A 21,259-nucleotide genomic window follows, 5' to 3' on the forward strand; every position below is an offset into this window, starting at 1 on the left:
GCAATTGAGCACGCCCAGCGGCAACGCCTCCTATACCACGAGTGGAGGCGCTGAGCCCGCACTGGGGGGCGTAAGCCTGGTACGGTTGAGACTTTCGCGGGTACTGAACCCTTTGGACTCCGACCGGCAAGGGACCGAGGAACCATGGACATGGACATCCCCGGCGACAAGCGACTGGCCGCCGCCGTAGTGATGCGCAAAGGGCGTGTGCTGCTGGTGCGGCGTAGTGAGACCGAGCGGTTTCTGCCCTGTGTGTGGGGGGTGCCCTGCGGGAAGCTCGAACCGGGGGAGAGCCCCCAGGACGGCGTTCTGCGGGAGTTGAAGGAAGAGACCGGGCTTCTCGGCGAGGTCGTCCGGAAGGTCGGCGAATCGTCGTTCGTGAGTGAGTATCGCGGGCGCGAGGTCAAGAACTGGCAGGACAACTTCCTGGTCAGGCCCCTCTCCCGGCACATCACGCTGCCCGAGCCCGACCAGGCGTACGCCTGGCTGAGCCCGGCCGAGCTGAGCAGCGTCGACATCGACGAGTACAACCTGGACATCGTGCGGCAGGCTCTCCACCGCGTGTGACCCGCCCGCGCCTCACGAACTGCGCATGACCTGGGCCATAGACGACGGGCGGCACCACCGCGGAGATCGGTGGCGCCGCCGTGTACCGCCCGGACGCGCTGCGCCCGTTACGCCATCGCTTTCCGGTCCGCCGGTTGATACCGACGGCCTGGGCAGTCCCGGTGCGGGCCGCCCTTGAGCCCCTCGCGGAGCCCTGCGCCCGGGGTCACCGGCTCAGCTGCGGCAGCGATTGATCGCCGAGCAGCCCCGGTTGTAGGTGTTCGCCGGGACGGGGTCGTCCGCCGCTTCCTTGAGCAGGGACGCGTACGCTTGATGTCCCTTGGCGTTGGGGTGGTACGAGTCTTCGGTGTGGAGCAGGCCAATGGTGCCCGGGTCGGTTATGAAGGGGTCCGCTGAGCAGACGCCGTGTCCGTCGAAGGCCGGCTGGGGATCCACGAACTGGACTCGTCGCCCAGCCTGCTTCACCGCGTTCTGGACCACCTGGCTGAGAGTCTCGGCGGAATGGTTCATGCGCTTGCGCACGTTCGGGAAGGGGTTGATGCGGTTCTGCGTGAGCGTGCACGAGCCTTGCTCATCGAACAGCTTGGGGTATCCGAGGACGATGAGACGGGCATTCGGTGCGGCGGCCAGGACCTTTTGGTAGGTCTCCGTCAGCCGCCCCTCCAGGTTCATCATGAGCGTCTCGGATATGTTCAGCGCGTCCGAGCAGGCTTTCTCCGAGAACAACCCCACGGGCTTGGCGCACTCCCTCATCGCGTCGGCGAACCTGATGTCGTTGCCGCCGATGGTGAGCGTCACCAGCTCCGTCTCCGGGCTCAGCGCGTCCAGCTGCCCGTTCACGACGTTCTGTGTGATCGCCCCGGCGCACGCGGCGAAGGTGAAGTTGCCGACGGTGACATTTCCGTAGAGTGTGTCCAGCTTGGCGGTCAGGGGGCCGTAGGCCTGCTCACTGCGCTGGCAGTTGTTGTTGTGGTTGACCGAGGCGGGCGGGTTGTTCACTTCCAGGCCGCCGACCGGCGTGATCGTTTTGTCGTTGGGCAGGTACGGCCCGGCGCCGGTGCCGGCCGAGAAGGAGTCGCCGAGGGCGACGTAATCCAGTCGGTTGTCCAGCATGCCGGCGACGTCCCGGGGCTGGCGCTCCGGCGGTCGGCCGGGCTCGAGGTCCCGGGGCTGGCGCTCCGGCGGTCGGCCGTTGCCGCCCTGTGACCCGTCATCGGCAAGCTTCAGCTGGTACGGGCTGCCTTCCGGAACGATGGGGTCGATCGGCTGGACATTGGTGCTGTTCGGTACCGGCGGGTTCTGCTTCTCCCCGCAGTTGCCATCTTTGTCTGCCCGGCCCCCCTGGACGATTCCGATGGCAATGACCGAATCGCCGCTTTCCGTGAAGACCGGGCCGCCGCTGTCGCCGCCCTGAGCGCAGAGGTTTGTCCTGATCAGCCCATTGATGGATGCGATAGTGCCGTCGGCCATCCGGGATCTGCTGCTTGCGCTGAGCTCCGTGATCTCTCCGCACGTGTAGTCGGTTGTCATTCCGAGCTTGCAGACGGCGGTGCCCACGATCGGATTACGGTCCACCCCGGTGACCGGGTCCTCGATGAATGCGAGTTCTGGCTGGCTGGAGAACTGGGCATTCAGCCTGACCATGCCGAAGTCGCCCTCCGGCCCGAGGTGGACGTTGAACGCGGTACCGGCGTCCTGGCCGTTGATCTGAATACCCTTGTTGTTCTGGAGGCAGTGGCCGGCGGACATGAAGCCGTCGGCGTGTGCTGATCCTCCCTCGGCTCCTGGGTCGAGAGCGGAGATGTCGATTCCCCACCCGACCGTACAACTTCCCCCCGAAGCAGTGGTGAAGCCGCTTCCGGGATTGGCGTCTGCGGTGGTGCGGAGCGTGCCCGCGCCCTTGGTGACCGTCACCAGATCGCCGTACTGCTTGGCCTTGGCCCGCAGCGAGGCAAGGTCCTTCGCGGAGAAGCCGGAGGAGTAGGTGACGTTGACGGTGCCGCTCTTCGGATCGATACCGACACTCAGGCCATCGCTGTTCTTCACCGACGCCAGCAGCTGCTCCTTGATGCCCGTCAGCTCTTTCCAGCCGGCAGCCACCTTGTGTGGCGTCACTCCGGCAGCGCGTGCCAGCGCAGCGCCCCTTTCGGTCACCACGTTCGCCACCAGCCGGCCGGCGCGGTTGATGTACAGCGACTGGAAGTCACCCGGCGCCTCGGCCCGCAGCTTGCGGGCGACCTGCCGGGACCGTTCCTGGTTCTTCAGCCGCGTCTCTGCGGCACTGCGCGTCATGCCGGAGCGAACCAGGTAGTCGACCGCCGCCTGGTGGGCGCGCTTGAGGTCGATCTCCGGACGATTCGACCGCATCCCACGGCTGGGGGCATCGTCCTGGGAGGCGTCGGCCTTCTGCAACTGCGGGAGCACCAGGGCGCCGCCGCCCAGCAGCGTGGCCCCGGCGAGGAAGGTCGCCAGGAACTTCCCGCTGAGCCATCGGGAACGGCGTCTGCGCGCACGGGCGCCGGGCGTCGGCCCGGCGCCCGTTATCGGGGTCTTTTCCATTCGTCCACTTTCTTTGCGCCTTCGAAGCTGCCCCCGGAAGAACCGGCCTTCGCCAGGCCCGCCGGGCTTCGGCCCGGAGGCCGATACCGGCCGCCTCGGGGCGGTCCGAAGCGATGAAGCGACATCTCGTCGCGTCCATTACGGGGGACCCTGGGGCCTCAGGCGGCCTCAGAGTTCGCGCAGGTTATCAGCTGCCACTGATGTCACATACCCCTGTCATCGGGCAATGATTAAGCCCTTTCAACCTCCCCAAGAAAGCTGGGCAGTTGCGCCGACAGGCGAGAAAAATCCCTGGTAGATGGGCTTTCGGCCAAGAAGGACCCGCACCCACCAGACGCTTCGCATACCCGTCCCCCCGCCCAGGCTGGACGCGCCCAACTCCCCCTCCCCTTCGCAGTCCGCCTGCGGGAGCACCGCCGCCGCCTCGGCACCCGAGACCACGCCCGAGCGCGGAACGACAGGCCCCGCCCACCTACGCAACGTTCATCGGCGCGCCCGACTCCGGCCGGCTTTGACACACCACACCTTCACAGTTACGCGCGTTGCGTTCACAAATTCCTGCGAAGACACCGCGCGCCAGGTGCGGGTTCACCCGCACTTCAAGGCAGGCGCGTTCTCCAGGGTTGGGCCATCCGCCCTCGCCGAACGGGGACGAAGGCACGTACGGACGTGAAGTTTGGTTGCGTTCGGTGATGTTCTCGGGGCGTTTGGCCGTCTTTCCCACGTCGTAACGGGTGGCCGGGTGGCGATTCTTCGAGCCAAGTGGCCTTACCAGGCCGGGAGTTGATGGTTTCGGCGCACGGGCCGGGCAGTGCAGAGGCTGTCGCACGGCTTCTGGCCCCTCCTGCAGGTGCTCCGAAACCGCCGTCACGGGGCCACGTGACCCGTCACCCCGCAGCCGGCGTGTCCCCGCCTCTCAGAGCACGCTGTAGAGGGCGTCGATGAGCGCCATCTTCCGAGGGTCGTCGGCGATGTGCGGCCCCATGCGGTTCATGACGTAGCCCAGCGAGACGCCTGCCTCCGGATCAGCGAGACCGCAGGAGCCGCCGAATCCGTCGTGTCCGAAAGCCCTCGGATTCGGACCGTAGGAGTTGTTGGGGTCGCTGAGCCAGAGGCCGAGGCCGATCTCCGTCTCGTTTTCGAAGCCGGCGCCGAGCACCAGATCGCGGCAGGCGCCCTGCCCTTCACGGACCCGCTCAGCAGCCTCCGGCGAGAGGACGCGATGCGAACCGTACGACCCGCGCCCGGCGAAGATCCCGTACAGCGCGGCGACCGCCCGTGCCGTGCCGTGCCCGTTGGCGGCCGGGATCTCGGCGGCCCGCCACGCCGCCGTATTGGCCTCGGTCGCGCCCGCCAGGGGATTGGCCAGTGCGGCCAGCGCCACGGGCGCCAACTGGCTGAAGATCGCCGCCTGTTCACTCGACGAGGCGGCCGGCGGATGCACCAGCTCGGCCGTGCGCCCGGCCTCCTTCTCCGGCAGTCCCACGGTGAAGTCGATGGCGAGCGGACCGGTCACCTCCCGCTCCAGGAACGCGCCCGGCAGCAGCCCCGAGACGCGCCGCACCACTTCACCGACCAGGAAGCCGTACGTCAGCGCGTGATAACCCGAGACCGTGCCCGGCTCCCACCAGGGCTCCGTCGCCGCGAGGCGCTTCGTGGTCAGCTCCCAGTCGTAGAGCTGCTCCAACGAGTGCGGCTCACGCAGCCCGGCCAGGCCCGCCCGGTGCGACAGCAGATGCCGTACGAGCACCGACTCCTTGCCCGCCGCCGCGAACTCCGGCCAGTACGCGGCCACCGGCGCGTCGAGGTCGAGCAGCCCGTGGTCGGCCAGGATGTGCGCGCACAGCGCCGTCGGCCCCTTCGTGGTCGACCACACGTTGACCAGCGTGTCCCGCTCCCAGACACGCGTCCGCGCCGCATCCGCCCAGCCGCCCCACAGGTCAACCACGGTCTCGCCGCCCACCGTGACGGTCACGGCCGCGCCCAGCTCGTCGCGCTCCCGGAAGTTCTCCTCGAACGCGACGCGCACCGCCTCGAAGCGTGTCTCGCAGTGGCCCTGAGCCTGGGGCATGGGTCCTCCGTCGTCCGCCGGGAACACCGGGCGCGGAAGGGCGGCCCCGGCTCCCCTGAACATACCGACCGGTCGGGCTGTGTGGAAGTCGCTGTACCCGACGCGTCCCAGGCCCGACCGGGCGACATCCCGCTATTGCGGTGCGATGGCTTTGAGCCAGTCCTCGACAGCGAGGACATCTGCCCACTGCGGGAACAGCTTTTCGGTGAGCATCGTGTGCACCTCGGGGTCGGTGTCGAGGCAGGCATCCGCCAGGACGGTGAGGTCGAAGTCCAGGTCGATGGCGTGCCACAGGGTGGACAGCACTACAGCGCTGGTGGCGATGCCGGTGAGAACAAGGCTGTCGATATCGCGAGCCCTGAGCACCAAGTCGAGGTCGCTGCCCGAGAACGCGCTCCCCCGCCTCTTGGTGACCACGACGTCGCCCCGCTGGGGCGCGACGTCGTGATGGATCTCGGTGCCAGGGGCCCCCTCGGTGAACAGGCCGGCCCGCACGGCGTTTGTCATCACCCTGTTGCGAGGGCTGACTTCCGGATCGCCCGGCCGTAACCCCATCACCACGTAGATCACGGGGATGCCGGCAGCCCGGGCACCGTCGATCGCCCTGCGCAAGCGCGGCAGATAACCGGAACCGTCGTCGGCGATGGCCACGACGTCCCGTTGGACGTCCATCACCAGAAGTGCACTGTTCGCCATGCCTGCCGCCCCTTCTCCGTTGGGAAACAGGAGCAAGTCTGGTGGATCAACCGAGCCGCGGTGGAGGTTTCGGAGATCCTCATCAGCGTCGCGCCGCAGCGCGCCCATGACCGGTGTCGGTTCTCATCGACATTTTCTTGCCCTGCGATCACCAAGTGCTGTCCAGACTCGGTGATAAGCGGTGCCGCCCATCAGTTACGAAGCCACCGTCGGGAGCCACGTGATGCCGTGCCGGGAAACGGCGTCAAAGTGCTGTGCCAGGCACTTCGGACCGTCGAGGATGGTCGAATGACGATCACTTCGCAGGCCCGTTCCTTCGACAAGGCCGCCGCCAGCTATGCAGCGAACCGCCCTTCGTATCCGTCCGCCCTGCTCGATGCGGTCGAGGAACTCGCCGACCGCCCCTTGAAGGGCGCCCGCGCCGCGGACATCGGCGCCGGCACGGGGCTGGCAACCGCCCTCCTGCACGCCCGCGGTGCGCGCGTCATCGCGATCGAGCCCGGCCCCGGAATGGCCTCCCAGTTCCGTCGCAGACTGCCCGATGTCCCCGTCGTGCTCGGTGACGGCAACAACCTGCCACTGGCCTCCGAGTCCATCGACATCGTCACCTACGCCCAGGCCTGGCATTGGACCGACCCGCACAAGTCCGTCCCGGAAGCCCTCCGAGTGCTGCGCCCCGGCGGCACACTTGCCCTCTGGTGGAACGACTCGGACAGCACTGTCGGCTGGATAGCCGACCAAGACGCCCGCCTGCGCCACCTATTCGGCGCCGAGGACAGCGAACCCGACCCCATGGCCCGATTCCGCCGTCTGCCGCCCGAACTGAGCTTCGTCACCCGGCAGGTGTCGTGGACGAGGAGCGTCCCACTCGAAACGCATCTCGCGAATCTCGCCAGCTACTCCGACTTCCTCGTCCTCGGCAAGAACGCCACCGAGACGTTCCTGGCCGCTGAGCGCGACCTCCTGACTGAAGCCTTCCCTAACGGGACGGTCGAGGAGCGCTACGTGGTCAGCTTGGCCGTTGCTACCCGTTGACACGGCAGTAGGTCAGCGGGTGGATCCGTCCATGCGATAGGGCTCTGACCTGTGTCGAAGCCCAACTCAACTTGTCATGTGGGGCTCAGGCGCAGGCTTTTACGAGCTCCTGAGCAGCTCCGCCAGCGCGTCGAGTTCCCTCAGATACTCCTCCACCCTCATGGGCACCTTCGGCACCGCGCCCGGATGAGGTCCCGCCGCCGTGAACACATCGGTGTGGCGTCGCCGTCCGCTGCCCGTCTCCAGGAAGAGCGTCACCGTCGGCTCCGCCGTCTCGGTCCACGCGCGGTGCAGGGTGTGGGCGGGGAGGGCGTATGTGCTGCCCGCCGCGTACTGCGCCACGTGCGTCAGACGTAGCCGGGACGGGCCCGCGGGCTCCAGGAGCCAGTCGGCGGACTCGTCGGACAGGGACTCCTGGTAGCGGTCCGCCTCGACCCCTCCGTCGGGCTCGGGCGCGTACAACTCCATCGTCAGTTGCCCGCGTACGACGTAAGAGGCAAGCGGGGAACGGTGGTTGTGGATGTCCTCCTTGCCGACCGCGCCGCGCCCTGCGTGCCACAGGTGGGCGCGCAGCATGTGGTGGGGGCCGCCGTCGATGAGGAGGAGCTTGTCGAAGCCGAGGACATGGCGGTACGAGAGCCGGGCACAGCCTTCCGGGTCGCCTTCGCCGGAGGCGAGTTCGGCGGTCAGCTCCAACAGCCGGGCCGGAGAGCCCAGTTCGGCGATGACGGTGCGGGCCGCCAACACTCGTTCGTGCTCGGGCAGTTCGCCGTCCAGTGCCTCGGCCAGCAGCTGTCGTGCCGCCCGGACCTGCCGACCACCCATGCACGCTCCCTCCGACTCAGCCATGCGGCTGGTACATCCATACGGCATGAGCGCGCAGCGCCGAAAGACCTTGATAGGTCATCCACATGGGACGGCGCAGCTCACTGGTGGTGTCCTCGCGGGGCCAGGTCCATATGCCGTCCGTCTGTGCCGCCCACACGGCGGTGGCCGCGCCGTCCAGCCGCTCGCGCCACTCCGCCTCCATGCCGTCCTCGCGCGCGATGTCGTGGGCAGCCGGGGTGAGCAGGGCGCGGACGACCCAGGAGGCGGTGAAGTGCCGTACGTTCAGGACCTCGTGGCGTGACGGGTCGTCGGGGCGTGGCCTGCGCACCTCCTCGCGGAGGCTGGTCAGGTCGAGGCAGGAGTCGTGCGGGGCGTCCGGGCAGGCCAGCAGCCAGCGGATGCCGTCCTCGCGGGCGGCGCGCGCGTTGGCGCTCTCGCCCACGACACGGGCCGCGCGATCCAGGGCGACCACGGCCTGCGAAGTGTGCAGCGGGGAGGGCGGGCCGTGGCGGGGCGCCAGGCGGTAGCTCCAGCAGCGGCGGTGCTGGCGGCGCGGGTCGGTGACGGCGCCGTCGACGAGGGCCTCCTGGAGGATCGGCAGTACGTCGGAGCGGGGTGCGGCGCGCAGCAGGCCGCGCAGCACGGTCGTCACGACATGCGTCAACTCGCGTCCGTTGCGGTCGAGTTCGAGCGTGAAGCCCGACTCGCAGTGCGCCACTTCCGCGGCCACCCGAGCCGGGTCCGCACCGGCCCGGGCCAGTGCGCCGAGCACCAGCGCGGTCACCTCGGGCCGGGCCACCGTCCCCTGCGAGCGCGCCGACCAGCCGCCGTCCGGCAGGCGCAGCCGCCACAGCGTCTCGACCAGCTCGCCCGTGCTCAACCGCCCGTCGGGGACGCCGAGATCGAGCGCGATGTGCAGCCCGTACGCCGTACCGACCGGCGTCGGCCGGCCCGCGCTCTCGCCGAGCGAGTGCGGCCAGCCGGTGAGCCGTCCGCACACCGGATCGTCGACCACGCAGAGCTGCTCGGCGAGAGCGTCGTACGCCGACGAGAACAGTTGGGGGAGCGGTCCCGGCCCCGACAGCGACGCCGATCCCGCGTTGAACTGCCCAGTCCTCGCAAGGCCGTTGCGCTCGGACCGAGCCCGCAGCAGCTCCGCCGCCAGCCAGGCCGCGAGCGCCGTACCGAGACCGGCGACCCCGGCGATCGCATACCGTGCGGCCTGCCCGTCGATGCTGTCCGGCAGCAGGCCGAACAGCGCCTGGAACACCGCGTAACCGGCGGCCACGCAGCCGAAGCCGCCCAGCCACCGCACAAAGCGGGGTGGCCGGGGACCGTCCGGCACCGGCGGCACGGGATCCGTTCTCAACGGCCCCCGTCCCAGCTGCTGTTGAGTCAAGGCGCGCTCCCTCCCCAGGGGCGGCACATGTGGGTCATGGCGAAGCTTCCAGTCTAAGTGCTCCTCACAGGGCGCACTCGCACCACACCGTCTTGCCGCCCGGCCCCTGCTCCACGCCCCAGTCCAACGCGACGGCATCGAGCAGGAGGAGGCCGCGGCCCGTCTCGTCGTCCGGGCCCGGACGACGTTGGATGAGCCAGGAGTACGCGTCCGGGTCGCTGACCTCCAGGCGCGTACGACCACCGTCCGTACGGGTCAGACGGACGGTCACGGGCGTGCCCTCGCCCAGGTGATTGATCACGTTCGCCAGCAACTCGCTGACACAGAGCTGCACTTCGGGACAGGGCCCGCCCAAGTGCTCGCGCACGGCACGACGGACCTCGGGAACGGCCTTGGGGACCACGAGCAGTTCGAGGGTCAGGGGCTTCATCGGCCCGCCGCCTCGACGCCGAGCGACGGCAGGGTGATGCCGTTCGCTTCCAGCGCGGTGCGGAGCTGTTCCACGCAGTCCTGTAGGTCGTGGAGGTCGTCGTGGTGGGTCATGGCTGTACGCCTTCCTGTGCGTTGAGTGACGAACTCGTCACACATTGACGTCAGGCGGCGTACCGTAAAAGGGGTTTGGGGTCCACGGCCCCGGGTGTGGAAGAGGTGGTCAACGATGGCTGGGCGCAAGGACATTGACGGTTCGGCGAGCGTTCCGGAGTTCTACGGCAAGGAGTTGCGGTGGAAGCGGGAGGAGATGGGGCTCACGCTGCAGGAGACGGTGGAGGGCAGCTTCTACGCACCCTCCTACCTGAGTGAGATCGAGCGGGGGCAGCGGAGAATGCCCGAGGATCTCGCCGTACATGTGGACCGGGTGCTGAAGACGGACGGGTTCTTCGGGCGGCGGTGCGAGGACGTGCGGAAGGCCAAGCGGAAGGGATACGCGGGGTACTTCGAGCGGGTGCTGGAAGCGGAGGAGCGCGCCGAGAGCATCGAGGAGTGGTGCCCCACCGGCATTCCCGGGCTGTTGCAGACGCCGGCGTACGCACGGGCCGTCGTCCTGGCGGCTCACCCGCTGATGTCCGACGACGAGGTGGAGGAGAAGGTGAGCGCCCGGATGGAGCGGGCCCGCCTCTTCGAGGACGACCACAAGCAGCCGGAGTACTGGGTGGTCCTGCCAGAGGTGCTGTTGCGCAACCCGATCATCCCGCCGGAGGAGATGGCTGTACAGCTGGAGAGGATCGCGGCGCTGGCGCGGCGGCGCCGGATTGCTCCACAGATCCTTCCGTGGAACTGCGGACCGCACCCGCTCATGCTGGGCATGGTCAAGATCATGACCTTCCCGGATGCCCCGCCCCTCGTCTACACGGAGTCGTCGTACAGCGGTGACACCATCGACGATCCGGCCCTCGTGAAGAGCTACCGCAAGGCATACGATCGGCTCAGGGCCGCCGCACTGCCGCCGGAGGCGTCCCTCGCCATGATCGAGGCAGCGGCAGAGGACTACCGAAATGGCAAGCAACCGGATTGACTTGAGCGCTGCTGTCTGGCGCAAGAGCAGCTACAGCAACGGTGACGGCGGAGACTGCGTGGAGGTTGCGGAGGGCTTCGTCGGTGCCGCCCGCTGGCGCAAGAGCACCTACAGCAACGGCTCCGGCGGGGACTGTGTCGAGGTCTACGACGACCTCCCCGGCCTCGTCCCCGTCCGCGATTCCAAGAACACCCGGGGCCCCGCCCTCCTGTTCCCCGCCCGCGCCTGGGCCCCGTTTATCACCGCACTCAAGGGCGGCGACGTACCGACGAGTTGATCGCTTATGGAGCCTCGACACCGGAAATCCGGTACTTGCTCACCGCGGCGTCGCGGATCTGAGCCGCCTGCTCAGGCTCGGGTCCCGCGCCGCGGAAGCGTTCGAGGTCCTCGTCCGTCTCCCAACACTCGTACACGTTGATCCGATTCGCCTCGATCAGGTCGGCTGACAGGGCGAAATCGAGGCAGCCAGGGGCGGCCCGAGCCTGCTCGATCACCTTCGAGCACCCGGCCAGGTACGCGTCGCGGGCGGCAGCGTCCACGTAGAGCTTTCCGGCAATGATGATCACGTTTGCTCCAAGTCCTGTGAATACTCGCCTGTGGTGCGGTGCGACCGGCTTTCGACAGCGCCGCTGCGGAGATAGACCACAGCGGCACGGCAAACTCATCGGTCACACGACGAGATGCCGCCTAGGGCCTGTGTGAGGTCGTGATCAATCTCGGGTTTTGGTCCCTTGCGGGGGCAGGAACTGGTAGGACCCTGGGTGTGACACGTAGGCAACTCAGCGACGAGCAATGGGAGTTCATCGAGCCGTATCTGCCGATAGGCGAGTACGGTCCATACCCCGAACGGCTGCGGGAGCAGTTCGAAGGGGTGATCTGGCGGTTCCGGTCCAGCGCCCAGTGGCGCGAGATGCCCTCCGAGTTCGGACCGTGGCCTACGGTCTACGGCCGCTTTCGTGTCTGGCGGGACGCCGGGGTCTTCTCTGCTCTTCTGGAAGGCATGATCGCGGAGGCCGCCCGCCGGGGACAGACGGACTTATCCCTGGTCAGCATGGACTCCACCACTGCCCGCACCCACCACGACGCCGCCGGGATGTGCATGGGCAAGGAGGTTATGGACGCCCTTGAAGAAGCTGCCGCCGAGCAGGAGCGGGCCCGGCAAAAGGGGGCGGCCCGCCAGAACAGAACGGACAGGACGGCAGGGACGGCCCCGAGCGGGAAGAGCGGCGGCGTATCAGGCGACGGCGCAAGCTCCGCTTGAACCAAGCCCTGCTCGGTAGATCCCGTGGTGGGCTGACGAGCAAGGTTCATCTCGCCGCGGACCGCAAGTGCCGTCCGTTGTCGCTCGTCCTGACCGCAGGACAGGCCGCCGACAGCCCGCAGTTCGTCCCCGTGTTGCAGAAGGTACGGGTCCGTCTGCCTCTCGGCCGTCCTCGAACCCGGCCCGACGCTGTCGCCGCGGACAAGGCCTACTCGTCCCGCGCTAACCGCTCTTACCTGCGGAAACGCGGCATCAAGGCAGCCATCCCGGAGAAGAAGGACCAGTCCGCCAACCGGAAGGAGAAGGGCCGCCGGGGCGGCCGCCCCACACGCCACGACGGCGATCTTTACAAGGAGCGGAACACCGTCGAGCGGCTCATCAACAAGTTGAAGGCATGGCGCGGTATCGCGACTCGATACGACAAGACGCCCGAGAGCTACCTCGCCGGCCTCCACCTCCGTGCCTCGATGATCTGGATCGACGACCTCCTGAAGGCAACTGGATGATCACAACATCACACAGGCCCTAGTGTCGAGACTGTGGAGACGACACATCGGCCCGCCGCGCGGGTGATCTGCCTGGACGCCGCCCATCGTCTGCTGCTTCTCCACTGGCGTGATCCGTTTGACGGGGCACGGCTCTGGGAGCCGCCCGGCGGGGGCATCGAACCGGGCGAGACCCCGCTGACGGCCGCACGTCGCGAACTGGCCGAGGAGACCGGCCTGGACCCGGCCGCGGTCCTTGACCGTTCGGTGCCGGTCGAGCGTGACGTGCGGTGGAACGGCAAGCGGTACGTCGGGCAGGAACACTTCTTCGTGGCCTGTTTCGCCGAGGACCGACCGGAGTTGGTGCAAACCGGCCTGCTCCCCGATGAACGGGCCAACCTCGACGAATACGCCTGGGTCGCGTGGCCCGACTTGGACTCGCTGCCGGATCGGATCGAGCCGCCGCAACTGCCGGCCGTTCTCGCAGCCCTGGCCCCGGAAGGACCGTGGCACGATCTCGCTCTTTGACCCGGAAGGTTGCCGAGTTTCCTGGTCAGGCTGCGCTGCCCGGATCGACTTCAGTGCAGCTTCAGTCGGGCAGTCGTTGAACGAACCCGGCGACCAGCGTCGCCACCGCTTCGGGAGTCTCCAGGATCATGGGATGGGTGGCGTAAATCCGGTTGACGCTGATCGTCGGCCGGGTGCGGGAGAGCGCAGCCAGCTCGTCGGAGACGCCCTGTGCGAACCGGGCGCTGAAATCGTCGAACCACTCCATGCCAGGCGCAGGCGGTAGCCGTCGGCCAGCCTGTACCAGCAGCAGCGGGCAGTCGACCCCGTCCAGCCATGTGGTGACACCGAGTGCGCCGAGCCTGTGCAGTTCGTCGACGATCTCCAGCGCCTCCGCCCGTCTCGGCAGTGTCTGCCACTTGCCGTCGGGCAACGGGCGTGTGGCCGCGCGGGCCGCGGCCTCCGCACGGTCGGCGGGAATCCCGAACCGGGCGGCGTTGATGACCTGCTCCTCGATGTACTCGGGTGGCGCGATGGTCCCGGCCGACGCCAGCAGCCCCTCACTCACCCGTTCCGCGCCGGGGTACTCGCGTCCCCACCAGAAGCCGTCGAGATTCACGGCGGCACGGGCACGGTCCGGGTTCGCCCGGGCGTACTCGACCGCGACCAGTCCGCCGAGGGAATGGCCCACCACAACGGCCTCCGGCACACCCTGCGCGTCGAGCGTGTCCGCGATGTCCCGCACCACGGTGGGGATGATCCAGGGGGAGATACCGGGAGAGCGGCCGTGCCCGGGAAGGTCGACGGCGAGGACACGGTGCCCGGCGGTGAGCAGGGCGGCCGCGGCGTCCCAGTCGGTGAGCGACCGTGAGTAACCGTGCAGTAGAACCAGTTGCGGGCCATCGCCCCCATGGTCATGAGCATGTAGGAGTGTCATTGGGCTTCACGGTAGGGGGCACACAGTATTTCGAACACCGGATTAACGATCTCCGTCGAACGTGAAGTGCGCACTTGCGGTGCAACTTGAGCAAGCGCCCGGACCGGCTGGGCGATCAACGGCACATGGCTGCTGGCCGAGGCCAGCAGCTTCATCGCGCGCCGGTAGCGCACCGAGCTGATGCTGCCCGACGCACGATCCTCTGCAGCCGCTGCCCCTCAGCGGACTGACTACGAGGAACAACCCGGTGGACCACCCCGGTCAGAACATCAGCCAAGGAGGCGGCGGTAGCGCAACTTGTTGAGAGAGGCTCCGCCGGTGGTGTCCTCCACGGCCGCTCCGTCCGGGCGCCAGCCGGCGGCTTCGTAGAAACGCCGGGCCCGTTCGTTGTCCTCCAGGACCCATAAGGTGGCCTGCGTGTAGTTGGCCTGCCCGAGGGTCGTCAGCGTGGCCCGCATCAACTGCTTTCCGATCCCGGTGCCCCAGAGTTCGGGCATCGCGTAGAGCGTGCCGATTTCCGCGGTGGCAGGGGTCTCCTGAGACGGGCCGAAGCTTGCGAACCCGACGATGCCCGCCTCGGTTTCGGCTACCAGTACTCCCGTCCACGGCCACTGTGCCTCCGCGATGCGTGCCTTCCACTCGGCCTCTTCGCGGCTCCGGTCCATGGCGTCGAGGTAGTGACGGGGAACGAGCCCCGCAAAGGCCGCCTGCCAGGAGCGCACATAGACCCCAGCAACCGCTGATGCGTCATCAGGCCACGCCTGTCGCGTCTGCACGCCCTGAGTGGTGAGCGGGACACCTGGGGCGGTGACCGGAGGCAGCCTCTCCGCGAGACGTTCCGCGAAGTCAACGGGATGCGTGACCGCGCCGATGTGGTTGCCAGGGAACTCCACGAAGTCGCTGCCGCTTCGTTGGGCGAGCATGCGCGCGGTGCGGTGGGGGAGTTGGCCGCGTGAGTCGTGTCCACCGGCGAGGGTGAGCCGGGCGGAGAGGGGCTTCAGGGCGGCGAAGTCCGGTACGTACGCGGTGAATTGGCGCAGGACGTGGACGACGAACACGGCCATGGGGTTGTCGGGGATGGACGGTGATGCGGGAGTCGGGGAGGTACCGACGGATGGCGGGGCTTCCCAAGCCCGGTCCTCCAGCCCGGCGTTGAGTCGGACCATCGCGGCCTGGAGACCCTCCGCGCGATACATCTCATACACCTCCTCGAACATCCCCCAGTGCCGCGCGGCATTGGGCAGTACCGTCACACTCGGCGGCTCGTGGGCGACAACGTGTCGTACCCGGTCCGGGTGGCGGGTGAGCAGGTCGAGCGCGGCGATGCCGCCCGAGCTGCTGCCGAAGACGTATGCGGACGCGCTGCCGGGAAGCACCGAGTCGAGCACCTGACGCGCGCCGTCGCTCCACGCTTCCACCCGCTGGTCCTCCACGGGCTCGCCGAGCCGGCCGTGCGAGAGACCCATCGGGTCGTACGTCACCACGGTGAACCGGTCGGCGAGTCGCTCCACGAGCCCGTCGAGGCCCATGGGATGCCCGGCCCCACCGGGGATGACCAGCAGCACGGGTCCGCTGCCGCGCACCTCGTACGGCGGGGTGGTCTCAGACATGATTCTTCTCCTCCCGGGGCCAGTGCTCCAGGGCGAGGTGCAGGGCATCGACGGCCTTGCCCCAGGACGTCTGGACATCGCGGGGGTGGCCGAACCCGCCGCTCGATTCGAGGTGGCAGTAGCCGTGGAAGGTGCTGCGCAGCAGCCGTACGGCGTCGGTGAGGTCGGGCTCCGTGAGGCCGTAGGCGCGCAGCATGCCGTACGTGACTTCGGCGGTGCGCCGGAACACGGCCGAGTCGGCGACCAGGGCCGGGTCGACCCGGATCTGCGTGGCCGCGTACCGTCCAGGGTGCTCCAACGCGTACTCCCGGTAGGCATCGGCGAACGCGACCAGCGCGTCCTTTCCGGCTCGTCCGGCCACGGCGAGCTCGATCCGTTCGATCATCTCGCCGCCCGCCAGCAGCGCGAGCCGCGTACGCAGCTCCTGCACGTTCTTGACGTGCGAGTACAGACTCGCGTCCTTCACCCCGAACCGCCGCGCCAGCGCGGTGACGGTGACCTTCTCGAACCCGACCTCGTCGGCGAGTTCGGCGGCGGCTTCGACCACGCGGGCGGTCGTGAGCCCGGCTCGGGCCATGGGGTGTCACCTCCGGTCACCTATGGCAGAACCTAGGCCTCCTAGGTTGGCGGCTCATGTAAGCACGTTTCCCACGCTTACCGCTGTAGTTGCTTGAGCAGTCTGCGGGTGCTGGGAGACGAGCCACGCGAGGACGAGCGCGCCGACCGTGGCGAGGAAAACGCGGAGGCGGTGCTCCCGAATCCGGAGCACCGCCTCCACGCGGGCCTCGCGCCCCGCCTCAACTCTCCCTGCTGTCGCGGCCCTTGCTCTGCTGGGCTTGCCCATGCTGGGGGTGTCAGGTGTTCCAGACGCCCTGCCGGGCCGCGGCCTTGGCGTAGTCGGAGAAGTCCCGGGCAGGCCGCCCCAACGCGCGCTTGACACCGTCGCCGAGTGTGGCGAGGCCGCCGGAGCGCACGTGCTCGTACAGGCCGATCGACAGCTGCATCCACTCCTCGGGTACACCCTGCGCGCGCTGCTCCTCCGCGTACTCCTCAGGGGTCAGCGATACGTAACGGATGTCGCGGCCGGTGGCCCGGGCGATCTCCTCGACCGCTTCGGCGAAGGACATGAGGCGAGGGCCGCTGACCTCGTAGCACCACCCGGCGTGCCCGTCCTCGGTGAGCGCGGCGACCGCCGCCTCGGCGATGTCGTCGGCGTCGACGAACGCCTCCTTGCCGTCCCCGGCCGGCAGCCGCACCTCGCCGCTCAGCACGGGGTCGTACAGGAAGTCCTCGCTGAAGTTCTGGAAGAACCAGCGCACCCGCAGCACGGTCCACTCCAGGCCCGCGTGCTCCAGCGCACGCTCCGTGGCCAGTACGTGTTCCTGGGCGGGGCCCCAGGCATCGCTGGGTGTGGACAGCAGCACCGCGTGCCGGGCTCCGGCGGCGGCTGCCTGCCGGGCGAACGCGGCGACGTCCTCAGCGGCCTGCGGGCTGCCGAGGACGGGGTGCACCAGGTACATCTTCGTCACGCCGCGCAGTACGGGCTCCCAGGTACCGCGGTCCGACCAGTCGAAGGCCGCCGCACCCGAACGGGACGCCGCGCGGACCCCCACGCCCCGCTCTTCAAGCAGCCGTACCACCCTGCGTCCCGTCTTGCCCGCAGCACCCGTCACCAAGATCATCTCGTCGCTCATGGCCTCCACTGAACCAGCCGCCGTCGGCCCCGACCATGCCATGCAGACTCAGGTCCATATCCGTTCGTCTACCAAGTTCATCGGTGGTGCTCCGCCGCTCACGGCGGAGGTGAAGGCGAGGAGCCAAATGAGATGACTTCTTGAGGGGTGTGCTCCAGGGGCCTCAGAAGGTTTACTCGCCGCATGAATGAGACGAATGGAATGCTGGCCGGTAAGACCGTCATGATCACGGGTGCGTCGAGCGGTATCGGAGAAGCGGCCGCTCGTCTGTTCGCCGCCGAGGGAGCGGCGGTTCTCCTGATGGCTCGCCGCGAGGACGTACTGAAGCACTTAGCCCAGGAGATAAACGATTCGGGCGGCCGGGCGGCGATCAGCGCGGGCGACGTCTCGGTCGCCCAGGACGTACAGCGCGCCGTGGACGCGGCCCGTGAGCACTTCGGCGCCTTGGACGCGGCCTTCAACAACGCAGGCTTCGCCGGCGACGACCTGGCCCCTCTGCATGAGCTCGACCAGGCCCTCTTCGACCGCATGATGGCCGTCAACGTCAGCGGCACCTGGAACTGTCTGCGCTCCCAGATCCCGGTGATGCTCGAAGCGGGGAAGGGCGCGATCGTCAACACGTCCAGCACCGCGGCCATGGGGGCCACCGGAGCCCCCGTGCCCTACGTCGCCGCGAAGCACGCGGTGCTCGGCATGACCAGGGCCGCAGCGGCCGAGTACGCGGCACACGATATTCGCATCAACACGCTCGTCGTCGGCACCACCCGCACAGAAATGATCAACCAGGTAGTGGATGCCTACCCGGAGTTGGGGCCTGCTTTCGTCGCCCGCCAGATGCAGAAACGCATGGCAGATCCCGTCGAGATCGCCCAGGCGGCCCTGTGGCTGTGCAGCGACCGGGCCTCGTTCGCCACGGGGTCGGCACTGGCCGTGGACGGCGGGTGGACGGCCGGCTGACGCAGGTGGCGAAGGAGGGAGGCGACGGGGGAGGGGGCGCGGCCCTCTCAAGGCGTCACCGGGACCGCACTCAGCAGCGCCTGCCGTCCGCCACCACCAGCGCCACGTCCTCGGCCCGCACCCGTAGGGCGTGGCGGGTGGTGTCCTTGCCTCGGGACGGGGCCGGGTCCCAGAGCCAGACGGTGTCGCCGCTTGCCTGGAAGGAGAGGGCCGGGTGGGCGGTCGGTACGGGGCCGTTGATGACGGGCATCTTGTCGCCGACGGGCTCGACGCAGACGAGTTCGGCTCGGATGCCGAAGTAGGCAGGGGGACGTCGGCCCGCCGCTGCCGCGTCCATCGTCCGGTCGGCGGCCTTCTCCACGTCGCCCAGCGCGAGTTGCACGACCGTCAGGACCGCGATGAGCCCCGCCAGAACCAGTGCCAGGCGGAAGAACCCGCCAACGGCCGCCGGCACATTGAAGTGCCGTGCCCAGCCGGCCACCGCGACGAGCACCAGGAGGAACAGCACGGCCACGGTCAGCGGCCGGGCGGCGATGACGTACTGCCAGTAGAAGCCCACGTGCACCGCGCCGGCCGGGATCCCGAACATCTCCTCCAGATACATGGCGTGCAGGAACGACCCGACCCACGGCATGACGAACGGCAGCGGCGCGGCGAGGACGGGCAGGAACCACTGCACGTTGCGGCTGAACCAGGACGCACTCAGCGCGTACCAGAGTCCGAAGGCGGTGAGGCCGATACCCAGGGCGATGCCCAGTCCAGGGAGCAGCTGGGACAGCCGCGTGTCCTCGGAGTGCCCCCACATCCAGCCGCCGAACGTCATGCTCCCCGTCAGGACCACGCCGAAGCCCAGCCGGACGAGTCTCGGACGCGGCGCGTTCGAGGTCATCCACACGCCCACCGGCCAGGAGATGGCGGCGGGTATCAGCAGCGCCGCGAACCGCCACACGGAGGTGAGGGCGCCGAGGACGATGCCGCTTGCGAAGGGGACCAGCACGATCGCGCAGACCGCCGCGATCGTGCCCGCGTCGCGATGCGGTTCGGCCGACCTGGCACTGGCCCTGGGCGCGCTCGCCAGGCGTATGTCGTGCGCGTCGGGGTCGAAGGGCGGACCGCCGATGTTCCGCGCCTCCAACTCGGCGAGTGCCTGGTCGCGTTGCTCGTCGGAGTGCGCGCCGCGCAGGTGGAGGGTATGGCGTATGTCCAGCCCGCCGACGGCGATCCAGTGCTCGGCCAGCCACCGCTGGACGGGGCCCGCGGTGTCCGGCACCTTGCGGTGGACGTGGTAAGTGGTCTGCGGCTCGGCCGACTTGTGCGGGACGAGCTTGGTCTCCCGCACCCATAGGTCGATCTTCCGCCTCTTGCCGAGCGACGTGAGCTGCTCGACGGCTGCCGACCTCGCGGTCCAGCGGGAGCCGTGGATCGGGATCTCGACGATCAGCCCGGTGTAACCGTCGCCGGCGCTGACCGAGTCGCTGTCCCGCGCAGGCCGTACGCCCCACCCCTGAGCGGCGAACACGCTGTTCGCCAGCTCCAGTTCGTCCTGGTCGTCACGGACCTCGACGACCAGGCGAACCCTGCGGTTGAACGGTCCCTGAGCCTCCGGTGTCACCGGCGAAGTCTCGCATACGGCAGGTGAGCCCCCCTGATCGCTGGGGGCTCACCCCTACGGGATACGTCGGCCTCACCGCAAGGCGTCAGCCGATCGGTGCGTACAGCACCCCCAACTTGTCGATCTCCGTGCCCGCGCGGCCCGCGAAGCCGACGATCTGCCAGCCGGACGGGGCCGTGTACGTCACGGTGCTCGAGGTGGGTGAACCGGACGCCAGCGTGCGGGACTTGTCCGTCGTGAAGGCCGCCGAGAAGATGCGCGTGTGGCCGTCCTTCTGGGCGCTGCTGAGCTTCACCGAGGTGAGGTGTTCGTCGGCGGCCAGGGTGAGGGACTTGGCGGTGCCGCCCGTACCGCCGTGGGTGAGGGACGTACCGCTGTCATGGGTCAGGGATACGGCGTCCAGGCGGGCGTTGCCGCGCAGGGTGAGTGTGCGGGGTGCGGGCGTGGCCGGGAGGTCGTCCGCGTCGTTGAAGGCCGTGCCGTGCGGGCCGCCGAAGAATTCGCTGGCGCGGAGGTTCGAGGGCAGGGTCCAGGAGAAGTCGACCGTGTGCGGGAAGTGGTCGGAGAGGTTGCCGCCGGCCTCGTCCAGGAACTTCGACCATTCGTTGTTGTAGCGGGTGGCGTCGAGGTCCACCAGGTCGCTGCCGCGGTAGAGGACCTTGTCCACCACCTCGCAGTCGTTCGTCGGCGCCGTCTGGGGGCAGACGAGCGCTTCGCTGCCCTGCGCGGGGGCGTTTCCGCCGCGGACCAGGTCGACCCAGGGGTCGCTCAGGCCGTTCTCGTTCACGAGCGTGCGGATGTTGTCGCCCGCGCGCGTGTAGCGGGTGTTGGTGTCGCCCATGACGATCACCGCGTTGCCCGCCGAGTTCGCCTTGATGAAGTCGGACAGCTGGGAGATGTTGGCGCGGCGGGCGGCCAGCGCGTCGTCGGTCGAGTCGGCGTTCGTGTGAACGTTGTAGAGGTCCACGAAGACGCCCTCCGCGAGCCGCACCCGGGCCAGCGAAAAGCCCTTCGGGGTCAGGCAGTTGGTGCCGGTGCACTTGTTCCACTTCACCCGCTGGAAGTCGTCGAAGGCGTAGTCCGAGAGGGTGTTGAGGCCGTCGCCGAACGGGACCCCGCCGCTGGTCGCGGTGCGGTGCGGGTGGTCGTCGCCCGCGTACAGCGCCGCGTGGTAGTTGAAGTCCTCCTGCACGTTGACGATGTCGTACGCCCCGAGCCGCGGGGAGATCAGCGGGGTGTTCTTCGCCGGGTTGCCGGAGCTCAGCCCCTCCGGGAGGCCCGCGACGTTGTACGCGAGGACGTTGAAGGTGCCCGACGAGGGGGCGGCGGCGGCCGTCGCGGATCCCGTGGCCGTGGCGGGTGCACCACTGGCCGTGGCTGCGGTGGCGAGCCCGGCCGCGGCCAGCGCGCCCACCATCAGGGTTCCGATGAGTCTTCTCATGGGGGGTGTCTCCAGGGGACGGAGGAACGGGAGAGGACGATCAGCGGTGCTCAGGGTCGAGGCAACTCATGCGCCGCACAAGGGTAG

At 68.7% G+C, this 21,259-nt stretch carries 20 protein-coding genes and 2 pseudogenes; 7 read left to right on the forward strand and 15 right to left on the reverse strand.

The features are described from left to right. Positions 1 to 144 precede the first annotated feature (144 nt). A complete protein-coding gene (locus tag IEZ21_RS22485; protein WP_373302272.1) occupies positions 145 to 567 on the forward strand; it encodes an NUDIX hydrolase in 423 nt (140 codons plus the stop codon). A 213-nt stretch (positions 568 to 780) separates the two neighbouring features. Here IEZ21_RS22485 and IEZ21_RS22490 read toward each other — a convergent pair whose 3' ends face one another. From IEZ21_RS22490 to IEZ21_RS22500, 4 genes and pseudogenes are all read right to left on the reverse strand, one after another. Beyond that, positions 781 to 2,979, reverse strand: coding sequence for a GDSL-type esterase/lipase family protein (locus tag IEZ21_RS22490; protein ID WP_189323721.1), 2,199 nt, complete (start codon positions 2,977 to 2,979; stop codon positions 781 to 783). A gap of 823 nt (positions 2,980 to 3,802) precedes the next feature. Continuing rightward, positions 3,803 to 3,952 (reverse strand): annotated as a pseudogene (locus IEZ21_RS48625) (NF041680 family putative transposase); the annotation flags it as partial. A gap of 90 nt (positions 3,953 to 4,042) precedes the next feature. Further along, positions 4,043 to 5,197, reverse strand: a complete 1,155-nt coding sequence (locus IEZ21_RS22495; RefSeq protein WP_189323722.1) for a serine hydrolase domain-containing protein — start codon at positions 5,195 to 5,197, stop codon at positions 4,043 to 4,045. 132 nt (positions 5,198 to 5,329) lie between these two features. Beyond that, entirely contained in the window at positions 5,330 to 5,893 is a 564-nt protein-coding gene (locus IEZ21_RS22500; protein WP_189323723.1) for a cysteine hydrolase family protein, read from the reverse strand. Positions 5,894 to 6,181: 288 nt separating this feature from the next. Between IEZ21_RS22500 and IEZ21_RS22505 the strand changes: the two genes are divergently transcribed. Continuing rightward, positions 6,182 to 6,928 (forward strand): class I SAM-dependent methyltransferase, encoded by a 747-nt coding sequence (locus IEZ21_RS22505; protein WP_189323724.1) that lies wholly within the window; start codon positions 6,182 to 6,184, stop codon positions 6,926 to 6,928. Between the two features lie 99 nt (positions 6,929 to 7,027). Here the strand turns inward: IEZ21_RS22505 and IEZ21_RS22510 are convergent, their stop codons facing one another. The 3 genes from IEZ21_RS22510 to IEZ21_RS22520 all read right to left on the reverse strand — a co-directional run bounded on the left by IEZ21_RS22510 (position 7,028) and on the right by IEZ21_RS22520 (position 9,585). Continuing rightward, entirely contained in the window at positions 7,028 to 7,753 is a 726-nt protein-coding gene (locus IEZ21_RS22510) for a hypothetical protein (protein ID WP_189323725.1), read from the reverse strand. 16 nt (positions 7,754 to 7,769) lie between these two features. After that, positions 7,770 to 9,155 carry a hypothetical protein gene (locus IEZ21_RS22515; RefSeq protein WP_189323726.1) on the reverse strand — a complete coding sequence of 462 codons (1,386 nt, stop codon included), beginning with the start codon at positions 9,153 to 9,155 and terminating at the stop codon, positions 7,770 to 7,772. Between the two features lie 64 nt (positions 9,156 to 9,219). After that, positions 9,220 to 9,585, reverse strand: coding sequence for an ATP-binding protein (locus IEZ21_RS22520; RefSeq protein WP_189323727.1), 366 nt, complete (start codon positions 9,583 to 9,585; stop codon positions 9,220 to 9,222). A gap of 228 nt (positions 9,586 to 9,813) precedes the next feature. Here IEZ21_RS22520 and IEZ21_RS22525 point away from each other — a divergent pair, with 228 nt between their 5' ends. After that, on the forward strand, positions 9,814 to 10,668 hold the full coding sequence (locus IEZ21_RS22525; protein WP_189323728.1) for a helix-turn-helix domain-containing protein: 855 nt from the start codon (positions 9,814 to 9,816) through the stop codon (positions 10,666 to 10,668). Beyond that, entirely contained in the window at positions 10,649 to 10,945 is a 297-nt protein-coding gene (locus tag IEZ21_RS22530; protein WP_189323729.1) for a DUF397 domain-containing protein, read from the forward strand. The genes IEZ21_RS22525 and IEZ21_RS22530 overlap by 20 nt, the downstream gene beginning before the upstream one ends. 4 nt (positions 10,946 to 10,949) lie before the next feature. Here the strand turns inward: IEZ21_RS22530 and IEZ21_RS22535 are convergent, their stop codons facing one another. Beyond that, positions 10,950 to 11,234: a putative quinol monooxygenase gene (locus IEZ21_RS22535; RefSeq protein ID WP_189323730.1), complete on the reverse strand. Its 285-nt coding sequence runs from the start codon at positions 11,232 to 11,234 to the stop codon at positions 10,950 to 10,952. A gap of 197 nt (positions 11,235 to 11,431) precedes the next feature. Between IEZ21_RS22535 and IEZ21_RS22540 the strand changes: the two are divergent. Together IEZ21_RS22540 and IEZ21_RS22545 are read left to right on the forward strand one after the other, a co-directional pair. Then, positions 11,432 to 12,435, forward strand: a pseudogene (locus IEZ21_RS22540) (IS5 family transposase). A 33-nt stretch (positions 12,436 to 12,468) separates the two neighbouring features. Then, the gene (locus tag IEZ21_RS22545) at positions 12,469 to 12,942 is read left to right on the forward strand and encodes an NUDIX hydrolase (protein WP_189323731.1); all 474 of its coding nucleotides are present in this window, start codon (positions 12,469 to 12,471) and stop codon (positions 12,940 to 12,942) included. 61 nt (positions 12,943 to 13,003) lie between these two features. On the opposite strand, the gene IEZ21_RS22550 is transcribed toward IEZ21_RS22545, so the two are convergent. The 5 genes from IEZ21_RS22550 to IEZ21_RS22575 all read right to left on the reverse strand — a co-directional run bounded on the left by IEZ21_RS22550 (position 13,004) and on the right by IEZ21_RS22575 (position 17,162). After that, a complete protein-coding gene (locus IEZ21_RS22550) occupies positions 13,004 to 13,858 on the reverse strand; it encodes an alpha/beta fold hydrolase (RefSeq protein WP_189323732.1) in 855 nt (284 codons plus the stop codon). Then, entirely contained in the window at positions 13,855 to 14,013 is a 159-nt protein-coding gene (locus tag IEZ21_RS22555) for a hypothetical protein (RefSeq protein WP_189323733.1), read from the reverse strand. The genes IEZ21_RS22550 and IEZ21_RS22555 overlap by 4 nt, the downstream gene beginning before the upstream one ends. Before the next feature lie 114 nt (positions 14,014 to 14,127). After that, on the reverse strand, positions 14,128 to 15,468 hold the full coding sequence (locus IEZ21_RS48630; RefSeq protein ID WP_308429645.1) for a GNAT family N-acetyltransferase: 1,341 nt from the start codon (positions 15,466 to 15,468) through the stop codon (positions 14,128 to 14,130). Further along, complete coding sequence (locus IEZ21_RS22570) at positions 15,461 to 16,045, reverse strand: TetR/AcrR family transcriptional regulator (protein WP_189323734.1); 585 nt, start codon at positions 16,043 to 16,045, stop codon at positions 15,461 to 15,463. Before IEZ21_RS22570 ends, IEZ21_RS48630 begins: the two co-directional genes overlap by 8 nt. A gap of 277 nt (positions 16,046 to 16,322) precedes the next feature. Then, positions 16,323 to 17,162: an NmrA family NAD(P)-binding protein gene (locus IEZ21_RS22575; RefSeq protein ID WP_189323735.1), complete on the reverse strand. Its 840-nt coding sequence runs from the start codon at positions 17,160 to 17,162 to the stop codon at positions 16,323 to 16,325. Positions 17,163 to 17,345: 183 nt separating this feature from the next. On the opposite strand from IEZ21_RS22575, the gene IEZ21_RS22580 reads away from it, so the two are divergent. Continuing rightward, entirely contained in the window at positions 17,346 to 18,119 is a 774-nt protein-coding gene (locus tag IEZ21_RS22580; RefSeq protein ID WP_246568026.1) for an SDR family NAD(P)-dependent oxidoreductase, read from the forward strand. Between the two features lie 70 nt (positions 18,120 to 18,189). Here IEZ21_RS22580 and IEZ21_RS22585 read toward each other — a convergent pair whose 3' ends face one another. Both IEZ21_RS22585 and IEZ21_RS22590 read right to left on the reverse strand, forming a co-directional pair. Beyond that, positions 18,190 to 19,731 (reverse strand): hypothetical protein, encoded by a 1,542-nt coding sequence (locus IEZ21_RS22585; RefSeq protein ID WP_189323736.1) that lies wholly within the window; start codon positions 19,729 to 19,731, stop codon positions 18,190 to 18,192. Positions 19,732 to 19,816: 85 nt separating this feature from the next. Further along, positions 19,817 to 21,172, reverse strand: a complete 1,356-nt coding sequence (locus IEZ21_RS22590; protein WP_189323737.1) for a jacalin-like lectin — start codon at positions 21,170 to 21,172, stop codon at positions 19,817 to 19,819. Positions 21,173 to 21,259 lie beyond the last annotated feature (87 nt).

Origin of the sequence: Streptomyces flaveus, from assembly GCF_014647675.1 — a bacterium.
Lineage (GTDB): Bacteria > Actinomycetota > Actinomycetes > Streptomycetales > Streptomycetaceae > Streptomyces > Streptomyces flaveus.